19 protein-coding genes and 1 pseudogene are annotated in these 19,600 nt (G+C 70.7%); 16 read left to right on the top strand and 4 right to left on the bottom strand.

What is annotated here, in order from left to right:
* Positions 1–40 precede the first annotated feature (40 nt).
* A complete protein-coding gene (locus F9278_RS16965; protein WP_152169113.1) occupies positions 41–913 on the top strand; it encodes a spermidine synthase in 873 nt (290 codons plus the stop codon).
* Between the two features lie 19 nt (positions 914–932).
* Here F9278_RS16965 and F9278_RS16960 read toward each other — a convergent pair whose 3' ends face one another.
* Positions 933–1,517, bottom strand: coding sequence for a hypothetical protein (locus F9278_RS16960; protein WP_152169112.1), 585 nt, complete (start codon positions 1,515–1,517; stop codon positions 933–935).
* Between the two features lie 123 nt (positions 1,518–1,640).
* Here F9278_RS16960 and F9278_RS16955 point away from each other — a divergent pair, with 123 nt between their 5' ends.
* From F9278_RS16955 to F9278_RS16905, 11 genes are all read left to right on the top strand, one after another.
* Entirely contained in the window at positions 1,641–2,345 is a 705-nt protein-coding gene (locus F9278_RS16955) for a response regulator transcription factor (RefSeq protein WP_152169111.1), read from the top strand.
* Positions 2,342–3,751: a sensor histidine kinase gene (locus F9278_RS16950; RefSeq protein WP_152169110.1), complete on the top strand. Its 1,410-nt coding sequence runs from the start codon at positions 2,342–2,344 to the stop codon at positions 3,749–3,751. Before F9278_RS16955 ends, F9278_RS16950 begins: the two co-directional genes overlap by 4 nt.
* 272 nt (positions 3,752–4,023) lie before the next feature.
* Positions 4,024–5,334: an ABC transporter substrate-binding protein gene (locus tag F9278_RS16945; RefSeq protein ID WP_152169109.1), complete on the top strand. Its 1,311-nt coding sequence runs from the start codon at positions 4,024–4,026 to the stop codon at positions 5,332–5,334.
* Positions 5,331–6,323 carry a carbohydrate ABC transporter permease gene (locus tag F9278_RS16940; protein WP_152169108.1) on the top strand — a complete coding sequence of 331 codons (993 nt, stop codon included), beginning with the start codon at positions 5,331–5,333 and terminating at the stop codon, positions 6,321–6,323. The genes F9278_RS16945 and F9278_RS16940 overlap by 4 nt, the downstream gene beginning before the upstream one ends.
* The gene (locus F9278_RS16935) at positions 6,320–7,237 is read left to right on the top strand and encodes a carbohydrate ABC transporter permease (RefSeq protein ID WP_152169107.1); all 918 of its coding nucleotides are present in this window, start codon (positions 6,320–6,322) and stop codon (positions 7,235–7,237) included. Before F9278_RS16940 ends, F9278_RS16935 begins: the two co-directional genes overlap by 4 nt.
* 83 nt (positions 7,238–7,320) lie before the next feature.
* Positions 7,321–8,643 carry a glycoside hydrolase family 36 protein gene (locus F9278_RS16930; RefSeq protein WP_152169106.1) on the top strand — a complete coding sequence of 441 codons (1,323 nt, stop codon included), beginning with the start codon at positions 7,321–7,323 and terminating at the stop codon, positions 8,641–8,643.
* Positions 8,640–10,652: a beta-galactosidase gene (locus tag F9278_RS16925; protein ID WP_152169105.1), complete on the top strand. Its 2,013-nt coding sequence runs from the start codon at positions 8,640–8,642 to the stop codon at positions 10,650–10,652. The genes F9278_RS16930 and F9278_RS16925 overlap by 4 nt, the downstream gene beginning before the upstream one ends.
* Before the next feature lie 86 nt (positions 10,653–10,738).
* Positions 10,739–11,023: a hypothetical protein gene (locus F9278_RS16920; protein WP_152169104.1), complete on the top strand. Its 285-nt coding sequence runs from the start codon at positions 10,739–10,741 to the stop codon at positions 11,021–11,023.
* The gene (locus F9278_RS16915) at positions 11,005–11,418 is read left to right on the top strand and encodes a DNA-binding protein (protein WP_152169103.1); all 414 of its coding nucleotides are present in this window, start codon (positions 11,005–11,007) and stop codon (positions 11,416–11,418) included. The genes F9278_RS16920 and F9278_RS16915 overlap by 19 nt, the downstream gene beginning before the upstream one ends.
* Before the next feature lie 70 nt (positions 11,419–11,488).
* Positions 11,489–11,800: a trypco2 family protein gene (locus F9278_RS16910; RefSeq protein WP_152169102.1), complete on the top strand. Its 312-nt coding sequence runs from the start codon at positions 11,489–11,491 to the stop codon at positions 11,798–11,800.
* Positions 11,784–15,965, top strand: a complete 4,182-nt coding sequence (locus F9278_RS16905; protein ID WP_152169101.1) for a trypsin-like peptidase domain-containing protein — start codon at positions 11,784–11,786, stop codon at positions 15,963–15,965. Before F9278_RS16910 ends, F9278_RS16905 begins: the two co-directional genes overlap by 17 nt.
* Here F9278_RS16905 and F9278_RS16900 read toward each other — a convergent pair.
* Both F9278_RS16900 and F9278_RS16895 read right to left on the bottom strand, forming a co-directional pair.
* Complete coding sequence (locus F9278_RS16900; protein WP_152169100.1) at positions 15,940–16,131, bottom strand: DUF397 domain-containing protein; 192 nt, start codon at positions 16,129–16,131, stop codon at positions 15,940–15,942. The genes F9278_RS16905 and F9278_RS16900 overlap by 26 nt on opposite strands.
* A gap of 10 nt (positions 16,132–16,141) precedes the next feature.
* Complete coding sequence (locus tag F9278_RS16895) at positions 16,142–17,023, bottom strand: helix-turn-helix domain-containing protein (RefSeq protein WP_152169099.1); 882 nt, start codon at positions 17,021–17,023, stop codon at positions 16,142–16,144.
* A gap of 254 nt (positions 17,024–17,277) precedes the next feature.
* Between F9278_RS16895 and F9278_RS16890 the strand changes: the two genes are divergently transcribed.
* The 3 genes and pseudogenes from F9278_RS16890 to F9278_RS47125 form a co-directional block, all read left to right on the top strand.
* A complete protein-coding gene (locus F9278_RS16890) occupies positions 17,278–17,742 on the top strand; it encodes an ATP-binding protein (protein WP_152169098.1) in 465 nt (154 codons plus the stop codon).
* 57 nt (positions 17,743–17,799) lie between these two features.
* The gene (locus F9278_RS16885) at positions 17,800–18,009 is read left to right on the top strand and encodes a type II toxin-antitoxin system VapB family antitoxin (RefSeq protein ID WP_152169097.1); all 210 of its coding nucleotides are present in this window, start codon (positions 17,800–17,802) and stop codon (positions 18,007–18,009) included.
* Between the two features lie 29 nt (positions 18,010–18,038).
* Positions 18,039–18,239, top strand: a pseudogene (locus tag F9278_RS47125) (PIN domain-containing protein); the annotation flags it as partial.
* A 174-nt stretch (positions 18,240–18,413) separates the two neighbouring features.
* Here F9278_RS47125 and F9278_RS16875 read toward each other — a convergent pair.
* Complete coding sequence (locus tag F9278_RS16875; protein WP_152169096.1) at positions 18,414–18,857, bottom strand: NUDIX domain-containing protein; 444 nt, start codon at positions 18,855–18,857, stop codon at positions 18,414–18,416.
* 164 nt (positions 18,858–19,021) lie between these two features.
* Here F9278_RS16875 and F9278_RS16870 point away from each other — a divergent pair, with 164 nt between their 5' ends.
* Positions 19,022–19,504 carry a GNAT family N-acetyltransferase gene (locus tag F9278_RS16870; RefSeq protein WP_152169095.1) on the top strand — a complete coding sequence of 161 codons (483 nt, stop codon included), beginning with the start codon at positions 19,022–19,024 and terminating at the stop codon, positions 19,502–19,504.
* Positions 19,505–19,600: the final 96 nt, after the last annotated feature.

Here is a 19,600-nt window from a genome sequence, read left to right as displayed (position 1 = left end):
AGGGCGCGTCCAGGGTGCCCCCCCGTTCGATAATGGGCCCATGGGCAGGTCGAAGCAGGGGCGTGGGCGGCGTGGGCAGGGTGCTGACGCCGTGGTCGAGGAGATCGACGGGGGTCTCGCCGAGCTGGTGCCGGATCCGGACCGGGCTCGGGCGTGGACCTTGCTGGTCGACGGGGCGCCGCAGTCGCATGTCGATCTCGACGACCCGGCGTATCTGTCCTTCGAGTATCAGCGGCGGCTCGGGCATGTGATCGATCTCGTCGCCCCGGCCGGGCGGCCCGTGCACGCCGTGCATCTCGGCGGGGGCGCCTTCACCCTCGCCCGCTACGTCGCCGCCACCCGCCCCCGCTCCACCCAGCAGATCGTCGAGCGCGACGCGGCCCTCGTCCAACTGGTCCGGCGGGAGCTGCCGTTGGACCCGAACGCGCGGGTACGGGTGCGGTCGACGGACGCGCGCGAAGGGCTCGCCAAGGTGCCCGACGGGTGGGCGGACCTGGTGATCGCGGATGTGTTCAGCGCGGCGCGCACCCCGGCGCACTTGACGTCGACGGAGTTCCTCACGGACGTACGGCGGGTGGTGAAGCCCGGCGGGCTCTACGCCGCCAATCTCGCCGACGGCCCGCCGCTGGCCCATCTGCGCGGCCAGATCGCCACCGCCGCCGTGGTCTTCCCGGAGCTGGCGCTCGTCGCCGACCCCACCGTGCTGCGGGGCAGACGCTTCGGCAACGCGGTTCTCGTCGCCTCCGACCACCCGCTCCCCGTCGCCGAGTTGACCCGCCGCGCCGCCTCCGACCCGCACCCCGGCCGTGTCGAACACGGCCGGGCGCTCACCGACTTCACGGGTGGCGCGGTCCCGGTGACGGACGCGGGGGCGGTGGCCTCACCGGCTCCGCCGCCGTCGGTGTTCCGCTGAGGTCGCGGGCCCCCGGGCGTCAGAAGTTCTGCACGTCCACCTGGGGCGCGCTGTCGTGCCAGGTGCAGAAGACCGACACCCGGTCCGCGCCGGCCGCGAAGTCGACCCGGATCCAGGTCTCCGTCTTCCACACCTGCATCGACCAGCCCGAGCCGGGCGTCGCCGACACGAGGGTCGCGTAGTCCTCGGCGAGCGAGAGGACCACCCGGCCGCCCTCGGTGTCGTAGGCCTTCACCTCCCCCGAGTCGGCCGACCCCGCCGGCGCGCCGGTGCCCGAACCGGGGCCGGGCGTCGCGGACTTGGAGGGTGTGGACGGCTTCGACGGGGACGGCGAGGGACCGGAGAGGGTCGGGGACCGCTCGCCGTCGTCACCCTCCTGCCGTTCCGCCGCGCTTCTCGACGGCTCCGGGAGCGGTGTCGCGGTGACCGGCGCGGGCGCCCCCTGGGCCCGGGAGTCGGCGGCCGTGATCGGGAGGGCGCGGGGCGGGTCGTACGCCGTGCCGGCCATCACCGTGTGGACGCCCCACCACGACAAGGTGACCGCCGCGCCCGTGGCGAGCAGCCATGCCAGTACGTGTAGGAGTCCTCTGCGCATCGCGGCCATACTGCCCCACCGGCCCCAGTGGTGTCGTGGCCGTGGCGGGGTCGAGCAGGGGTTCGCGTCGGGGTCGCGTGAGTTATCCACAGGCCCCGACCGGCCCGCCCCGTTTGGCGTACGGTGCGGCGCATGGCAAGTGTGCTCGTGGTCGAGGACGACCAGTTCGTACGCTCGGCGCTGATCAGGCATCTGACGGACGCCGCACACACCGTGCGCAGCGTCGGTACGGCCCTGGAGGCGCTGCGCGAGGTCGCGCACGTCCGTTTCGACGTGGTCATCCTCGACCTCGGGCTGCCCGACCTCGACGGCTCGGAGGCGCTGAAGATGCTGCGCGGCATCACGGACGTCCCGGTGATCATCGCGACCGCCCGGGACGACGAGTCGGAGATCGTCCGGCTGCTGAACGCGGGCGCGGACGACTATCTGACCAAGCCGTTCTCGGTCGAGCATCTGTCCGCCCGGATGGCCGCCGTGCTGCGCCGTTCCCGTGCCTCGTCCGGTGAGACGCCGCCGTCCACGGTCATCCGCGTCGGCGGCCTCGCGATCGATCCGCTGCGCCGCCAGGCCGAGTTGGACGGGGTACGACTGGACCTCACCCGGCGGGAGTTCGACCTGCTCGCCTTCCTCGCCGGCCGGCCCGGTGTCGTCGTCCCGCGCAAGGAGCTGCTGGCGGAGGTGTGGCAGCAGTCGTACGGGGACGACCAGACCATCGACGTGCATCTGTCGTGGCTGCGGCGGAAGTTGGGGGAGACGGCGGCGAAGCCCCGCTATCTGCACACCCTTCGGGGCGTCGGCGTGAAGCTGGAGCCGCCGGGGGCGGGGGTGCGGCCATGAGGTGGGCGCTGGTGAAGGTGTGCCTGGCGGTGACGGCGATGGTCGTGGTGGCCTTCGCGGTGCCGCTCGGGCTGGTCATCAAGGAGATGGCACGGGACCGGGCCTTCTCCAACGCCGAGCGGGAGGCCGCCGCGATCGCTCCGGCGCTCTCCATCACCACCGACCGGGAGCAGCTGGAGCGGGTCGTCGCCTCGGCCGGGTCGGACGACGGGATGGCGGTGCACATACCGGCGGACGGCGCCGGGTCCGGCGCGCTCGACCTGGGCCGGCAGCGCGCCTCCGACGGGGACATCGCGACCGTGCGGAAGCTGGGCCGGGCCTCCACCACGGAGGCGCCGGGCGGGTCCACCCTGCTCCAGCCCACCGCGCTCAGCTCCGGCGAGATAGCGGTCGTCGAGGTGTTCGTGCCCGAGTCGGAGGTGAGCAACGGGGTCGCGACGGCCTGGGCGGTGCTCGCCGGGGTGGGCCTCGCGCTGATCGTCGGCTCGGTGGCGGTGGCCGACCGGCTCGGGGTGCGGATGGTCGGGCCCGCGCGGCGGCTGGTGGAGAGCGCGCACGAGCTGGGGGAGGGGCAGCTGGGCGCGCGGGTGCCCGAGAAGGGGCCGAAGGAGCTGCGGCTGGCGGCGGTGGCGTTCAACGCGATGGCCGACCAGGTGGTCCAGCTGCTGGCGAACGAGCGGGAGCTGGCGGCGGACCTGTCGCACCGGCTGCGGACCCCGCTGACCGTGCTGCGGCTGAACGCGGCCTCGCTCGGCGACGGGCCGGCCGCCGAGCAGACCCGGGCGGCGGTCGAGCAGTTGGAGCGGGAGGTGGACACGATCATCCGTACGGCGCGGGAGGCCAAGCCGCAGACGGCGGTGGCGGGGCCCGGCGCCGGGTGCGACGCGGCCGAGGTGGTCCGGGAGCGGATGGCGTTCTGGTCGGCGCTCGCGGAGGACGAGGGCCGCAAGTGGCGGGTGGCCGGCGTGGAGCGTCCGGTCCGCATACCGGTCGCCAGAGCCGACCTGGCCGCCGCGCTGGACGCCCTCCTCGGCAATGTGTTCCGGCACACGGCGGAGGGCACGGCGTTCGCTGTCGACGTTCACAACGGCGAGGACGCGGTGATCGTTCTGGTCTCGGACGCCGGGCCGGGCATCATCGACCCCGAGGCGGCGATGGCCCGTGGCCGGGGTTCGGGCAGCGACGGCTCGACCGGTCTGGGCCTCGACATCGTCCGCCGACTCGCCGAGTCGACCGGCGGTGATGTGCGCCTGGGATCATCGGTGCTGGGCGGTACCGAGGTGCGGATCTGGATCCAGTTGAACGGGGGTGCGACGCGGGACGGCGGGCCGTCGAAGCGCCGGGGACATCGCGGCGCTTCCCTACGCCGGCGCAAACACGACAGGGCGCTCTCCGCCTTCAAATGATCACGTGGAGCCGCGCGTTCGGGCTTGTGCGGTTGCTGTGTCCCGTATGTGCGGTCATGTCCGTGAGTGATGTGGCTCACGTATGTGACGGTCACGTTTCGACAACCAGGGATTACGTTTCAACAAAGGGGGACAAGAAGTCTTGACGTATGACATGACATAGAGCTGTTATGGCGGCCACCGTGTTCGGTCGAGTTGGTTTCTGATTGTTTTCGATCAGTCACCGGCGAGGGCCATTGAGGCCGAACCACCTGTCCCCCAGGGAGCCGTACATGCATCTCACACCCTCCGGTCTCGCCGTGCCCGGTCCCAGCCGTCGCACCCTGCTGCGCGGCATAGGCGGCGCGGCAGCGCTCGGCGCCGGCATTCCCTTGCTGAGCGCCTGCGGGGGCAGCGGCACGGCCGCCGACCCGAAGTCCGTCACCCTCGGGTCCAAGGCGTCCGACCCGGTTCCGAAGAAGGCGTTCGCCGAGATCTACGCGGCGTACAAGAAGAAGTCCGGCATCACGGTCGATGTGAACACCAAGGACTCCAACACCTTCCAGGAGCAGATCAACTCGTATCTGCAGGGCACCCCGGACGACGTGTTCACCTGGTTCGCGGGCTACCGGATGCAGTTCTTCGCGGCCAAGGGCCTGGCCTCGCCGATCGACGACGTGTGGAAGACCATCCAGGGCAACTTCCCCGAGGCGATGCAGAAGCTCAGCAAGGGCGAGGACGGCAAGTACTACTTCGTGCCGCTGTACACGTACCCCTGGGCGCTCTTCTACCGCAAGAGCGTCTTCGCGGAGAAGGGCTACGAGGTCCCCACCACGTGGGACCAGCTGATCGCCCTGTGCAAGCAGATGAAGAAGGACGGGCTCACCCCGATCGCCTTCGGTGACAAGGACGCCTGGCCCGCGCTCGGCACCTTCGACCAGATCAACTTCCGCAAGAACGGCTACGACTTCCACGTCGAGCTGATGGCGGGCAAGGCGTCCTGGACCGACGCCAAGGTGAAGTCCGCCTTCGACCTGTGGGCCGAGCTGCTCCCGTACCACCAGGAGGGCGCCGTCGGCCGCACCTGGCAGGACGCCGCGCAGACCCTGGTGTCGAAGAAGGCCGGCATGTACCTGCTGGGCACCTTCGTGGCGCAGCAGTTCACCAACAAGGACGACCTGGACGACCTCGACTTCTTCGCCTTCCCGGAGATCGACCCGGCGTACGGCCAGGACACCGTCGAGGCCCCCACCGACGGCTTCATGATGAGCAAGAGCCCCAAGAACAAGGCCGAGGCCGTCAAGCTCCTGGAGTTCCTGGGCACCACGGAGGCCGAGGACATCTACCTCAAGGCCGACCCGAGCGTCGTCCACGCCGCCTCCGGCGCCGACACCTCGTCGTACACGCCGCTGCAGAAGAAGGCGTACGAGATGATCGCGGGCGCCAAGAGCCTCACCCAGTTCATGGACCGCGACAGCCGTCCGGACTTCACCTCCACCGTGATGCAGCCCTCGCTGCAGAAGTTCATCCGTGACCCCAAGGGCATCGACAGCCTGCTCTCGTCGATCGAGCGCCAGAAGAAGACGATCTTCGCCTCCTCATGACCAAGACCGACACCACCCCCGAGAAGTCGGGCAACCCGGAGGCGGCCGTGCCGCCTCCGGGCTCTGCCCATGCCCCCGCCAAGAAGCCCGCGACGGGCCACAAGCGCCTGCTGACCAAGCGCGACCGGCTGGTCCTCGGTGTGATGGCGGGCCTGCCGACGGTCCTGCACGTCCTGCTGGTCTGGGTGACGGCCCTCGCCTCGATCCTCCTCGCCTTCACCACCTGGGACGGCATCGGCTTCGACTCCATCAAGTGGGTCGGCCTGGAGAACTTCAAGGAACTGTTCACCAACAACCCGCAGTTCTGGCCGGCCGTCGAGCACAACGTCGTCTGGTTCGTCGTCCTGATCCTGATCCCCACGCCCATGGGCCTGTTCCTGGCCGTGCAGCTGGACAAGAAGATCCGGTTCAGCCGGGTCTACCAGACCGCGTTCTTCCTGCCCGTCGTGCTCTCCATGGCGGTCATCGGCTTCGTCTGGCAGCTGGTCTACAACCCCGACACCGGCCTGATCAACAGCCTGATCGGCGCCAACGAACCGGGTAAGTACATCGACTGGATCGGCGACCCGGACCTCAACCTCTGGGCCGTCCTGATCGCCGCGTCCTGGCGCCACACCGGCTACATGATGATCCTCTACCTGGCCGGTCTGAAGGGCGTCGACCCCTCGCTGCGCGAGGCCTCCTCGCTCGACGGCGCCAACGAGTGGCAGACCTTCAAGAACGTCATCTTCCCGACGCTGCGCCCCACCAACACGGTCGTCCTGGTCGTCACCATCATCGAGGCACTGCGCGCCTTCGACCTCGTCTTCGTCTTCAACGGCGGAGCCCAGGGCACCGAGCTGCTGTCGATCCTCGTGACCAGCAACATCATCGGTGAGTCCAGCCGGATCGGATACGGGTCGGCGATCGCGGTCGTCCTCCTGCTGATCTCGCTCGTCGTGATCATCCCGTACCTGATCAGCACCTTCCGGAAGGAGCGCCGCGCATGAGCGCCTCCACCGCCCCCACCGTCGCCGACGGCATCGCGACGGGCCCGCAGAAGAAGCGCACACCCGTCCGCCCCGCCCGGGTCCTGCTGCACGTGTTCCTGGCCGGCACCGCGCTGGCCTGGCTCGCCCCGCTGCTCTGGGCGATCTACGCGGCCCTCAGGCCGTACTCGGAGACCAGCGAGAAGGGCTATGTCTCCTGGCCCGACAAGCTGACCTTCGACAACTTCACGAACGCGTTCACGCAGTCCGACATGACGCACTACTTCGTGAACACGCTGATCATCGCCGTCCCGGCGGTGCTGCTCACGCTGTTCCTGTCGTCGATGGTCGCGTTCTACGTCAGCCGCTTCGACTTCCGCGTCAACCTGTTCCTGCTGCTGCTGTTCACCGCGGGCAACCTCCTCCCGCAGCAGGTCATCATCACCCCGCTGTACCGCCTCTACCTCCTCATCGACCTGCCCGGCATCACGATGAGCGGCAAGCTGTACGACTCGGCGCTCGGTCTGGTCCTCATCCACATCGCGTTCCAGTCCGGGTTCTGCGCCTTCGTGCTCAGCAACTACATGCGCTCGCTGCCGCACGAACTGACCGAGGCCGCGCTCGTCGACGGCGCCTCGGTGTGGCGGATGTACTGGCAGATCGTGCTCCCGCTGTGCAAGCCGGCCATGGCCGCGCTCGCCACGTTGCTGTCCATCTGGATCTACAACGACTTCTTCTGGGCGCTCGTCCTGATCTCCACCGGCGAGAACATGCCGATCACCTCGGCGCTGAACAACCTCTCCGGCCAGTTCTTCACCGACAACAACCTCGTCGCCGCCGGAGCCCTGCTCACCGCGATCCCGACCCTGATCGTCTACTTCCTGCTCCAGCGGCAGTTCGTGGGCGGTCTGACCCTGGGCGCCAACAAGGGCTGACAGCACACTTCGTACAGGTTCGGCGCCGGGTCCGAGCGGGCCGGCGCCGGAGCCGTTCCTGAAACCTCTGAGAGAGAACCACCGTGCCCCACCCCTTCACCCCGGTCACCTCCGTGCCCGTCGACCCGCGCACCGCCCGGGTCCACGAGGAGGGCTGGCAGTCCTGGAGCCCCAGCGGCTCCTACGCCCTCGGCGACGCCCCGTACCGGCCGACGAACGCCAACTGGGCGACCGTCTGCTACCGCCCCGGCCGCGCCGTGCCCGCCGACACCTTCCAGGGCGAGGGCCTGCTCGCGCTCGATCCGGGCGACGGCACCCCCGTACGGCTGTGGGCGGCGCCCGAGCCGACCGCCGAGGTGCCCTCGATCCGCCTCGTCGTCCGCGACGGACAGGCGGAGGTGAGCGCCGACGGCCCCGTGAAGGAGTGGACCGGCACGGACATCCGGTCGGTCCTCGCCGACTGGGCCGACGCCCTCGGTCTCACGGCCCCCGGCCCGGCGCCCACCGTCTGGTGCTCCTGGTACGAGTACTTCACCTCCGTCACCGAGGACGACATCCACGAGAACCTCCGTGCGATGGACACCCTCGACCTGCCCATCGACGTCGTCCAGATCGACGACGGCTACCAGAAGGCCCTGGGCGACTGGCTCACCCTCTCCGGCCGCTTCCGCTCCCGCGAGGGCATCGCGGACGCGATCCGGGCGCGGGGCCGCCGCGCCGGCATCTGGACGGCGCCCTTCCTGGTCGACCCGGCGAGCACCCTGGCCGCCGAGCACCCGGAGTGGCTGGTACGGGACGCGGACGGCGGCCTCACCCACGCCGGCCGCAACTGGGGCCACGACCTGTACGTCCTCGACACCACCCACCCCGGGGCGGCGGCGTACCTCACCGAGGTCTTCACCACCCTGCGCGCCGAGGGCTACGACTACTTCAAGGTCGACTTCCTCTACGCGGGCGCCCTGGACGGCGTACGCCACACCGACGTGGACGCGCTCACCGCGTACCGCTCCGGGATCGAACTGATCCGCGCCGCCATCGGCCCCGACGCCTATCTCCTGGGCTGCGGCGCGCCGATCCTCCCCTCGATCGGCCTGTTCGACGCCATGCGGGTCAGCCCCGACACGGCCCCGCACCGCCGCCCCGAGGCGGACGACCACAGCCAGCCCGGCCAGGACCCCGCCGAGTTCACGGGCGTCGGCCGCCAGTGGCAGCACGGCCGCCTCTGGGTGAACGACCCCGACTGCCTGATGGCCCGCCCGGCCGTGGAGACCCGCGAGCGCTGGGCGGCGCACGTCGAGGCCACGGGCGGCCTGATGGCCTCCAGCGACCGGCTGCTCTCGCTGGACCCCTGGGGCGTGGACACGACCCGCCGACTGCTGAGCAAGGGCCTGGAGGCCGCTGGATGAAGCGCGAACTGAACGTCCCCGGGATCGCCTACGGCGGCGACTACAACCCCGAGCAGTGGCCCGAGGAGGTCTGGGCCGAGGACGTACGCCTCATGCGCGAGGCGGGCGTGAACATGGTCAGCGTCAACATCTTCGCGTGGGCGCTGCTGGAGCCGAAGGAGGGCGAGTACGACTTCTCCCGCCTGGACAAGATCCTCGCCCTGCTCCACGAGAACGGCATCGCCGCCGACCTGGCGACCCCGACGGCCGCCCCGCCTGCCTGGTTCTTCGTCGAGCACCCGGAGGCGCTGCCGGTCGACAAGGACGGCCGCACCCTCTCGTACGGCAGCCGGCAGACCTTCTGCCCGTCGAGCCCCGCCTACCGCGAGGCGGCCCTGCGGATCGCGCGGGTGCTGGGCGAGCGGTACGCCGACCACCCGGCCGTCGTCATGTGGCACGTCCACAACGAGTACGGCTGCCACAACGGCGAGTGCTACTGCGACACCAGCGCGGCGGCGTTCCGGGTCTGGCTCCGCGAGAAGTACGACGACGACCTGGCGGCGCTCAACCACGCCTGGGGCACGACGTTCTGGAGCCAGTGGTACTACGACTGGGACGAGATCATCCCGCCCCGGCCGACGGGCGCCGTCCCCAACCCGACCCACCAGCTGGACTGGCGCCGCTTCTGCAGCGACGCGCTGCTGTCGCTGTGCAGGGCGGAGCGGGAAGTACTGCTGGAGGCCGCCCCGGGTGTGCCCGCCACCACCAACTTCATGGTGATGTACAACTTCGACAAGCTCGACTACTGGCGCTGGGCACCGGAGTTGGACATCGTCTCCAACGACCACTACCTCCAGTCCACGGACCCCGAGTCCGAGATCGACATCGCCCTCAGCGGCGACCTCGTCCGCTCCCTCGCGGGCGGCAGCCCGTGGCTGCTGATGGAGCACTCGACGGGCGCGGTCAACTGGCAGCCGGTCAACCGGGCCAAGACTGCGGGGGAGTTGCGCCGCAACGCCCTCTCCCATGTGGCCCGGGGCGCCGACGGCATCGCCTACTTCCAGTGGCGGGCCGCCAAGGCGGGCGCCGAGCAGTGGCACTCGGCGATGCTGCCGCACGCGGGCACGGACAGCCAGATCTGGCGTGACGTCGTCCGACTCGGCGCGGATCTGCGGTCGTTGGCGGAGGTGCGGGGCAGCACGGGCGTCGCCGAGGTGGCGATCGTCTGGGACTGGAGCGCCTGGTGGGCGGTGGAACTCCCGTCCCAGCCGAGCGAGAAGCTCCGCTTCCAGGACCTGGTCCGCGCCTGGTACGAGCCGTTGTGGCGCGCGGGCGTCGCCGTGGACTTCGTACGCCCGGACGCGGACCTCTCCTCCTACAAGCTGGTGCTGGCGCCGAGCCTGTACCTGGTGGACGACGCGGGCGCGGCCAACCTGACGGGCTTCGCGGCGGCCGGAGGCACCCTCGCCGTCGGCTTCCACAGCGGTGCGGTGGACGAGAACTGCCATGTCCGGCTGGGCGGTTACCCGGGCGCGTTCCGCGAGGCGCTGGGCGTCCGCACGGACGAACTCTTCCCGCTGCTGCCGGGGGAGTCGGTGGAGCTGAGCGACGGCGGTACGGCGGAACTGTGGTCGGAGCGGGTCGCCCTCGCGGGCGCGGAGGCGGTCACGTCGTACGCCTCCGGCCCCCTCACCGGCGTCCCCGCGGTCACCCGCGCCCCCCACGGCTCGGGCACGGCCTGGTACCTGGCCACCCGCCCGGACCCGACGACCCTGGCGTCCCTCCTGCACCGCATCCGCGCCGAGGCGGGCGTCGAGCCGGTCCGCGGCACTCCCGAGGGCGTCGAGGCGATGCTGCGCCGGGGCCCGGACGCGGACTACCTCTTCCTGATCAACCACGGGGAGTCGGCGGCGGAGGTGGAGGTCGCGCCCGGCGCGACCGAATTGCTGACGGGTAAGGACATCCCGGAAGGCACCACCACCGTGAAGGTGCCGGCTGGAGACTTGGCGGTCGTCCGCGAACCCCGCTGACCCGGACCGGGCGCCCCGGGGTGGAGGTACGGCCCTGCCGTATCCCCACCCCGCGCCATTCCTACTCCTTTGATAATCTGGCGTCCATGGGTGACACCTCGTACGGCATCGGCGAAGGCCCCGCGACCCGGGTCAGCCTCTCACTGCCGGAAGGCACGGCGGAGGCGATCCGCCATCGGGTCGGCAAGCGTGAGTTCTCCGCGTTCATCACCGAGGCGGTGGAGCGGGAGCTGCGCGGCCGGATCCTGGACGAGTATCTGGCCGACTACGAACAGCGCAAGGGGCCGATCTCCACTGAGGCGCAGGAGCAGGCGCGTCACGTCTTCGACGAGGTGTTCGCCGAGGAGGGGCAGTGGCCCGCCGCAAGCTGAGTCACGAGGGCACCCTCGTCCTGGACTGCGAGGGTCTGTCCAAGCTGGTCGGCGACGACGAGCCTGTCGTCGCGCTGGTTGCCGAGGCGCGTAAAAGGGGCATGGAGGTGGCCATCAGTGCTCTGACGATCATTGAGGCGGTTCACCGTCGGACGGACAAGGCGCGGCTCGCATGGGTGCTGTCCGGCATGCGCATCGTGCCCGTCGGGGACGAGGACGCCAAGGCCGCCTCGGCCATGCTGATCGGGGCCGGTCTGCACGGTCACAAGTACGCGATCGACGCCGCCGTGGCCGAGATGGCGCTGCGGCAGCACCGTCCGGTGGTCATGCTCACCTCGGACATCGACGACATGGCGAAGCTCTGCGGGGACCGGGTGCGATTGGTGGCCGTATAGGGGGTGCTGGGAACCGGCGGTGTGCCGCAGTGACTTGTAGCATCTGAGCACCGTGGCCCGAGGGGGAAGTGTGATCGAACTGTCCGACATGATCCGGGAGTTGCGGCAGCAGCTGACCAGCGCGCTCGCGGACGGAGACGGTGAGGCGATCCGGTTCGAGGTCGGCCCCGTGGAGATCGAGGCGACTGTCGCGGTCACCCGGGAGGCCGGTGCGGACTCAAAGGTCCGGCTGTGGGTGGTCGACGCGGGGGCGAACGGCAAGCACGCGCACGCGCGGACCCAGCGGATCACGGTCACCCTGTCGCCCAAGTCCATGGCGGGCGACGGGCGCGCCCCGGAGCCGGTGCTGATCGCGGGCGGCGAGGTTGACGGCGAACGCTGACCGGGGTCTGCGGCCGGAGCGGGTCGCCGAGATCATCGTTCCCGCACCGGGTGGTGCCGTGGGGCGCCGTGGTTCGGGGTATCTCGTCTCGCCGGGCAAGGTGCTGACCGCCGCGCATGTCGTCGCGGGCGCCACGGCCGTCCGGGCACGCTTCCAGGCCGACCGGCCGGGTGAGCGGATCGTCGAGGCGAGGGTGGCGTGGTGGCACGAGGGCATCGACATTGCCGTACTCGATGTCGCCGCACCCGCTGTCCCGGACGACGGAACGGACCTCACCCCGGTCCCGTACGGGCGCGTCGGTGAGCACGACGCCGTACTGCGCTGCACGGCCCTCGGATTCCCCCGCTTCAAACTCCGTACGGACGACGACGGTTCACGCTTCCGCGATGCCGAGCACGTCCGTGCGACCTGCGCCGTCCTGTCCAACCGGCGTGAGGGCACCCTCGATCTGTGTGTCACCTCGCCCCCGGCGGACGACCCCGACCCGGAGAGGGACGCGTGGGAGGGCATGTCCGGCGCGGCCGTCTTCGCGGGCGGCCGTCTGGTCGGGCTGGTCACCCGTCACCACCGGTCGGACGGGCCCGGCCGGATCGCGGCGAGCCGGGTGGACCGCTGGGCGGAGAAACTGGCATCGGCCGAACTCGCCGCACTGGAAGAGGAGTTGGGCAGTAGGCTGCTGCCGGGTGAGCTGCCGGACGCCGTACCTGCCAGCGCGCTCGACCTCATCCAGGAGGTCTACCGGGCACAGCTCTCCGACATCGCCCCCGAGGCACTGGCCGACAGGCGCTCCGAACTCCGTGACCTCGTCGAGTTCTGCGGCGGCCCCACCCCGTACCGCTGGCTCCAGGGACCACCCTGGACCGGCAAGACGGCGCTCGCGGCCTGGTTCGCGCTGCATCCGCCCCGTGGCGTCGTACCGGTCTGGTTCTTCATCACCGCGCGCTACGCCGGCCAGTCGGACGGCGCCGCCTACACCGGAGCCCTCATCGAACAGCTCGCCGCGATCGCGGGCCGCGAACCCATCCGCCACAGCTCGCCGTCCGCCCGCGAGGGCGAGCGCAGACTCCTGCTGCGCGAGGCCGCCGAGCGTGTCGCCCAGGACGGCGGCACCCTCCTCCTCGTCGTGGACGGGCTGGACGAGGACCAGTCCCGCGAGCCCGGCGGCAGCGGGACGAGTATCGCGGCGCTCCTGCCGGAGCGCCTCCCGCCCAACGTCCGCGTCCTGGTGACCAGCCGCCCGAGCCCCGGCATCCCGTCGGACGTCAAGGGCGGCCATCCGCTGCGCGACTGCCCGATCGTCCGGATCTCCGCCTCGGCGGCGGCCCGCCACACCGAGCACGAGGCCAAGTACGACCTTCAACGCGCCCTCGGCGGTGACCCGTTGGAGCGTGACGTGGTCGGCCTGCTCACCGCCGCGCGCGGCACCCTCTCGGTCGAGGACCTGCGTGAACTCACGGGCGAGACCGGCTTCATACTCCGACACCGGCTCGGCAGCGTCTTCGGGCGCATCCTGCGGGTGCGGGGCGGTGGCGGCGACAGCGCGGGCACCGACATGACGATGTACATGACCAGTCGCGGCTATCTCTTCGCCCACGAGACCCTGCTCAGGGCCGCCGAGCACGAGTTGGGGCCCGACCTGGACGCCTACCGGGAGCGGGTGCACGCCTGGGCGGAGGCATACGAGCGGCGCGGCTGGCCGGAGGACACCCCGCCGTATCTGCTCCAGCCGTACGGCCGTCTGGTCACGCTGCTCCGGGACGCGCGCCACGCGACCGCGCTCGCCACGGATCCCCGGCGCCGGGAACGCCTGCGCGCGGCGACCGGCAGCGACGCGGCGTGTCTGGCGGAGATCGAGGCGGCCCGCGAGACCGTACGGCGGGTCACTCCCGACGACCTGGGGGCGTCGGCGGTGCTCGCGGTGGTGGCGGACATCGTGGCCAGACGCAACGAGTCCCTGCACCCGGACATCCCGGCCGTCCACGCCCGCCTCGGCCGTGTCCGTCAGGCCATCGGGCTCGCCCGGAGCGTCTACCTGCCTATGGACCGGGTGCGGGCGCTGACCGGAGTGGCCGGTGTCCTGGCCGAGTCGGGTGACCAGCGGGCGGTGGAGCTGGCGGAGGAAGCCGTACGGCTGGCGGAGGAGGCGCCGCACAGATGGATGCGTGACGTGGCGGTGAGCACTGTGGCCGCGCGGGGCATGCTGGCCGTCGCCCTGGCGCGGGCGGGCCGCCGTGACGAAGCGGTGCGCGGCCTTCTGGACCTTCCGAGGCCGGACGACGCGTCAGCGGCGTTGGCTTGTTCCGATGCGCTGGTCACCGCCGCCGGCGTGGTGGGGGACCCCGAGAGCGCGGCGGTCCTGCTGAGGAAGGCGGAGGACACCGTCGAGCGATGCGACAGCACGCTGTATCGGGCCTGCGGTACGGCACGCCTCGCCGAGGCATACTCCGGTCTGGGCTTTCCCGAGGACGCGACGCGCCTCCGTGAATCGGTGCTCGCCTCCGCCCGGAAGCGGGCGAATAGCTCCGAGAACCTGACGGCGATCGCCGCGTATGCCCTGCGCGACACCTGTTCCGACGAAGCGAAGGTGCTGGCCGAGTCGGTCGTGTCCGAGCTGGACCCGGACGGACGGCCGGACCGGGGAGCAGCCGTTCCCAGTGCGGTCCTGGCCCTGGTGACCATGGACCGGATGGCGGAGGCCCAACACCTCGCGCAGACCGTTGTTTACCCGCTCGGGCAGCTTGAGCCTTCGGACGTCTGGTGGGGGATCGTCGAGGGCTGGGCACGGCGGGGAGCGGTCGTGGAGACGTGGGCTGCTCTCGCCCGGTGGGACGCCGACGTCTTCCTCAGACGCGGCCAAGGCTCCGTTGCCCGGGTCGTCGGCCTGCTCACGGCCGCCGGTGCGGCCACGCACGTGGAAGCGCTGCTGCTTGGGGAGGTCGATGCCGCACAGGCGACCGTGCCGAGGAGGATCATCGTCGAGGCGCTTGCCGCGCTCGCGGGTCACTTCGCTGCCGACGACCCTCAGCGGTCACTGGCGCTGCTGCACCAGGCGGAGCACGGGCGCACGTCTGCTGACGGGCGGGTTTCGTTCCTCGCACCGGAACGTCTTGCCATGCTGGCCCCGGCGCTGGCCACGGCGGACCGTCCCGACGAGGCCGAGCGACTCCTCGGGGCGATCGAGGAGCCGAAGGCGCGAACCTGGAGTTGCGCCGCGGTCTCGCTGGCCCTCGCGGACCGCGACGCCGACCGAGCACTGAGGTTCGCCGAGAAGGCCGTGCGACTCAGCCGTACGGTCGAGGACGCGAACGTCTTCCCCGAGCCGTTCACGGCTACGGTTCAGGCTCTGGGGTGGGCCGGTGCGGCACGGCTGGTCGCCGATTTCCTCGCCGACTTCACGGAAGCAGCCCAGGCGTTCACGTTCGATCCCGACCGTGCCCGTGCCGAGGCGGCCGCCGGTCTGTGGCCGCACGACCCCGGTCTCGCGGGTCGACTCGTGGACGAGGCCCTGCGCCTTCTGCCACGCGGAGACGTGGCACGCGCTGTGCGACTCCTGGTGGCCGTTCAGCCTCATGACGCCGGGCGCGCGTCCCGCGTCGAGCGGTTCCTGACCGAGACGCACCAGGAACAACCACCGCCTTCGGAGGTGGGGTACGGCGGTTGGATACTGCACAGCCTGCTTGCCGCCACTACCGATCCGATCGCTGCCAAGGACCGCTTCGACGAGACGGTCGCCTCGTCTCTCCTCTCGGAGCCGCCCTGGTCCCGGTCGATGGGCGGAGCGGCGCTGGCCTACGCGGCGCTCGGCGACCACGAGACGGCCGTGTCGACGGCCAGGCGCGCGGAGGACGAAGAGTGGTGTGCGGACGCCCTCGCCCAGCTGGCCGCGCACGCCGCGTGCCTGCCCGCGGACCGGGCGCCGGTCCCGCTCTACGACGACGCCTTCGATGTCACCTTGCTCGCCCGCCGCCTCGCCATGCTCCTCCTGCCGCCCCCGTCCGGCCCGGACCTCCCCCGCGCTCGCGCCCTCCTCACGGAAGCGCTCACCCCCGTCGGCTGGCACCACGCGCTCCCGGTCCTCGCCGCCATCGACCCCGACGCGGTCCTGCGGGTACGGGACGTCGTCTTCGCGCAACTGGGCCTCAGCGACCGAGGCTGCCGCCCTTGACCGTGCGCAAGAGGTGCGCCAAGGCGCGGGGGGTGGCCGTGGTGATCTGGTCCGGTCGGTCGCTCTCGCGGAGGTGTATGTGGTAGGCGGTGGCTGCCGCGAGTTCTATGCAGTTGCCCTCACCGCCCGAGCTGAACGATGACTTCTGCCAGCCGAGTTGAGTCATTGCGGTCCTTTCAGAGGGTGTACATCACGTGCTGGATCAGGCTCAGTGAGTCGCGCCTGTCGTGCGACTCGGGCGCCGCTTCGGGATCGACCGGCGGCAGTGCCAGCTCGGCGAGCCGCTCGAACATCTTCGCGTACTCGGTGAGTTGCTCTCCATCCCTCAGGAAGAGCGACTGTGTGGGGTGCTCCAGGTAGACCGTGTCCAACTCAGGGGCTGCCGCACCGTAGATGACGAACGACTGCGTGTGCGCGGCGTAGTTCCCCGCTTCGAACGGGAACACCTGCACCGTCACGTTGGGCAGCCGGGAGATTTCGATGAGCCGCAGCAATTGCCTGCGCGTGATCGCGGGGCCACCCACTCGGGTGTGCAACGCGGCCTCATGGATGACGGCGTGGTACGACACCGCAGGGGTGTCGGTCAGCACCCGCTGCCTGGCGAGCCGGAACTCGGTGTACCGGCGGACGCGTTGCGGGTCGGCTTCCGTGGCCTCGATGACGGCGTGCGCGTAGTCCTCGGTTTGAAGCATGCCGGGGATGAGTAGCGGCTCATGAGTCCGTAGCACGTGTGAACGGGCCTCGAGTTCGGCCAGGTCCCGAGCCGCGGGGCCGATCGTGTCGCGGAAGCCACCCCACCAGCCCCTCCCGCTCTCGTGTGCCATCTCCAGCAGTTGTTCGAAATAAGTGCCTTCGGGGCAGCCATACGCGCGGAGCAGCCTGTACATCCCGTTGCGCGGAACATCGACGCGGCCGGATTCGATGTGGCTGATCCTCGTGCGCTCGGCGGTGATGAGCCTTGCGGCGGCGTCACCCGACAATCCGGCCCGGATGCGCAGTCTGCGCAGCTCGCTGCCAAGGCGGCGCTGGCGTTCGCTGGGGTGGGTCCTGGGTGGCATGCGGTCCTCCTTGTGGGCGTGCGCAGTGTGCCGCGCACGTTGTGTCGACGTCCAACGTGCTGCGAGGGCGTCACTCCCAAGAGGGAAGTCTCATGTACACGGTTGTAACTCTTCCATATGTGGACCTAACGTCGACATCGGCCCAACCGCCCGCCACGAGGAAGTACCCCCGCCCTCAAGCCAGTTCCCATGGCGCCGAGGCTCGGACCTGGTCACCGCGTGCGCACCCCAGGCTCACCGAGAGGTCCTCCGCCATGAACGTCTCCCTCGCCTTCCCGCCCCACCCCGTCTGGGTCCGCCCCGCCCGGGAAGTCGTCAGAGCCCTTCTCGCCGCCTCCGGCCACCCGGAACTCACGGACACCGCAGTCCTGTTGACCTCCGAGACCGTCACCAACGCCATCAACGCCTGTGCGGCGAAGGGCTGCACGACATCCGTCATCCTCCACGCCGCCTGGCTCCGCCCCGCCCGCCTCCGCATCCTTGTCCACGACGAGGCCACAGGGCTGCCCACCGCCCGCTCGGCCGCCCCTGACGACGAGGGTGGCCGGGGTCTGCGGCTGATCGCGTTCGGCGCCCACGCGTGGGGTGTGGACACGGTCGACTCCGGCCGAGGCAAGGCCACGTGGTTCGAACTGGGAGCAGGTGCCTCACGGGCGGCGCTCACGCCCGCGCGACCCGCTCCCTCAATCGGCGTTCCGACGTGGACCGGTCCGTCCTGACGGCCCTCGCGTCCCTGGACCTACTCGATCGGTATTCGGATATAAGGGGGAGCGCTCATGGCCAAGACACTGATCGACATCGACGAGGAACTGCTGGCCGAGGCCGCCACGGCTTTCGGGACCAAGACCAAGAAGGACACCGTCGGCCCCGCGCTCAAGGAAGGCGTCGAACGCAAGAAGCGGGCGCTCGCGCTGGCCAGGCTCGCGGCGCGGGCGGACGCCGGGGACTTCGACATGCTGCTCGGCATGGAGCACTACCGTCGATGACCGCCGCCGTCCACTTGGTCGACGCCAGCGGCTGGACTCCCCTGGACGACCGGGCGGTGACACGGGCATGGGAGGTACAGCGAAACCTCACCGACCGCGGAAAGCATCGTTCCGCGGGCGCTGTCGACCTGCTGATCGCCGCGACCGCGGAACTCCAGGGCCTGACCGTGCTCCACTATGACAACGACTTCGAGACCATCGCCTCGGACACCGGCCAGCCGACCCAATGGCTGGCATCCCCAGGGCACTCTCTGACCCACACCCGGGGCGCGGCGCTCCCCCTGTACCCGCCGTGCCCCGGATCCCGCTCCCCTGAGGGCTCCCCCGCCCCTGAGCCCCGCCGCCCTCAAGCCGACGTGGTCACCAGCGGCGGCAGCGCCCCCGTCCTCGCGGCATGCCCGCAGCTACTCCCAGTCGTAGAGGGACAGCCGCGGGCCACCGGCGAGATACCCGTGCAGCCCGGCCGCGTCGCCCTCCACGAAGTCCTCGGGGAGGGAGGTGGTGTCGGTCCAGCGGACCTGGGCGTGTTTGTGGGGTTCCCGGTTCTCCAGGTCGCCGGTCCACTCGTGGGTGGCGAAGACGACGGTGAGGAAGCCGTCCGGTGCGTCGACGCCCCGGGCCGCGTGGACGAGGTGCACGACCTCCAGCGCCTCGGGTTTCACGGTCAGCCCGGTCTCCTCGTACAGCTCGCGCACGGCGGTCCGGGTGATCGGCTCCCCGGGCTCGCTCTTGCCGACCGGCAGATGCCATCTGCCCCGCGCGAACCTGGCGTTCTCGCCCCGCTGGAGGAGCACGACCCGCCCAGCGTCCCGGTCGTGGACGATGACGGCGGCGACCAGCAAAGTCATGAGACTCGTCCCTTCGTAGGCCGCTAGCATGCCCCCTATGGAGTGCTTCGCTTCCTGGCGTACTCGCCACTGAGGATCGGCCCACCGGCGCATCACGGATGACCGGCGGGTCAGAGGTGTCCTTTTCCTCCCTCATCTCCCTCAGGTTTCGAGAGGTCCACTCCATGCTCATTCGCGCGTTCGGCCAGGATGATCTGGCGCGACTGACCCAGCTCACCATCGACACGTTCCGGCCGTTCTTCGAGGACTCCGTCGGACCGGTGCTCGACGGGCTCGTCCTCGGCACGCTGCACGCCGACTGGCGCGGCGACTACCGCGCGCACGTCCCCACCCTGCACGACCCGGACCGGCACAAGTACGTCGCGGTCGCCGAGACCGACGGCCTGATCGCCGGCTACGTCGCCTGGCAGGCCGACCCCGCCCGGCATCACGGCGAGATCACCCTGCTCGCCGTGGACGAGCGGCACCGTGGCGACGGCACGGGCACCGCCCTGTGCGAGCACGCCTTCGCCGACCTTCGCGGCCGGGGCGTGCGGCTCGTCGAGATCGGCACCGGCGGCGACGCGTTCCACTCCCCCGCCCGCGCTCTGTACGAGAGCCTCGGCTGCGTGCCGTTCCCGACGGCGCACTACTACCGGCGCCTCTGACGCAAACCGTCCGGGGCGCGGCGCTCCCCTATACGCGCCGCGCCCCGGACCCCCGCTCCCCCGTTCCCCAGGGGGCTCCCCCGAGCCCCCGGCCCT

The organism is Streptomyces phaeolivaceus, from assembly GCF_009184865.1.
GTDB lineage: Bacteria > Actinomycetota > Actinomycetes > Streptomycetales > Streptomycetaceae > Streptomyces > Streptomyces phaeolivaceus.
Note: the sequence above shows the minus strand (reverse complement) of the source record. Positions and strands in the feature narration are given on the sequence as shown.

Coding starts and splice junctions, on each gene's coding strand:
- F9278_RS16900 (WP_152169100.1), bottom strand. CDS start 16,131: ATGACTCAACTCGGCTGGCAGAAGTCATCGTTCAGCTCGGGCGGTGAG.
- F9278_RS16870 (WP_152169095.1), top strand. CDS start 19,022: ATGCTCATTCGCGCGTTCGGCCAGGATGATCTGGCGCGACTGACCCAG.
- F9278_RS16945 (WP_152169109.1), top strand. CDS start 4,024: ATGCATCTCACACCCTCCGGTCTCGCCGTGCCCGGTCCCAGCCGTCGC.
- F9278_RS16885 (WP_152169097.1), top strand. CDS start 17,800: ATGGCCAAGACACTGATCGACATCGACGAGGAACTGCTGGCCGAGGCC.
- F9278_RS16895 (WP_152169099.1), bottom strand. CDS start 17,023: ATGCCACCCAGGACCCACCCCAGCGAACGCCAGCGCCGCCTTGGCAGC.
- F9278_RS16890 (WP_152169098.1), top strand. CDS start 17,278: ATGAACGTCTCCCTCGCCTTCCCGCCCCACCCCGTCTGGGTCCGCCCC.
- F9278_RS16920 (WP_152169104.1), top strand. CDS start 10,739: ATGGGTGACACCTCGTACGGCATCGGCGAAGGCCCCGCGACCCGGGTC.
- F9278_RS16940 (WP_152169108.1), top strand. CDS start 5,331: ATGACCAAGACCGACACCACCCCCGAGAAGTCGGGCAACCCGGAGGCG.
- F9278_RS16960 (WP_152169112.1), bottom strand. CDS start 1,517: ATGGCCGCGATGCGCAGAGGACTCCTACACGTACTGGCATGGCTGCTC.
- F9278_RS16965 (WP_152169113.1), top strand. CDS start 41: ATGGGCAGGTCGAAGCAGGGGCGTGGGCGGCGTGGGCAGGGTGCTGAC.
- F9278_RS16875 (WP_152169096.1), bottom strand. CDS start 18,857: ATGACTTTGCTGGTCGCCGCCGTCATCGTCCACGACCGGGACGCTGGG.
- F9278_RS16925 (WP_152169105.1), top strand. CDS start 8,640: ATGAAGCGCGAACTGAACGTCCCCGGGATCGCCTACGGCGGCGACTAC.
- F9278_RS16935 (WP_152169107.1), top strand. CDS start 6,320: ATGAGCGCCTCCACCGCCCCCACCGTCGCCGACGGCATCGCGACGGGC.
- F9278_RS16950 (WP_152169110.1), top strand. CDS start 2,342: ATGAGGTGGGCGCTGGTGAAGGTGTGCCTGGCGGTGACGGCGATGGTC.
- F9278_RS16955 (WP_152169111.1), top strand. CDS start 1,641: ATGGCAAGTGTGCTCGTGGTCGAGGACGACCAGTTCGTACGCTCGGCG.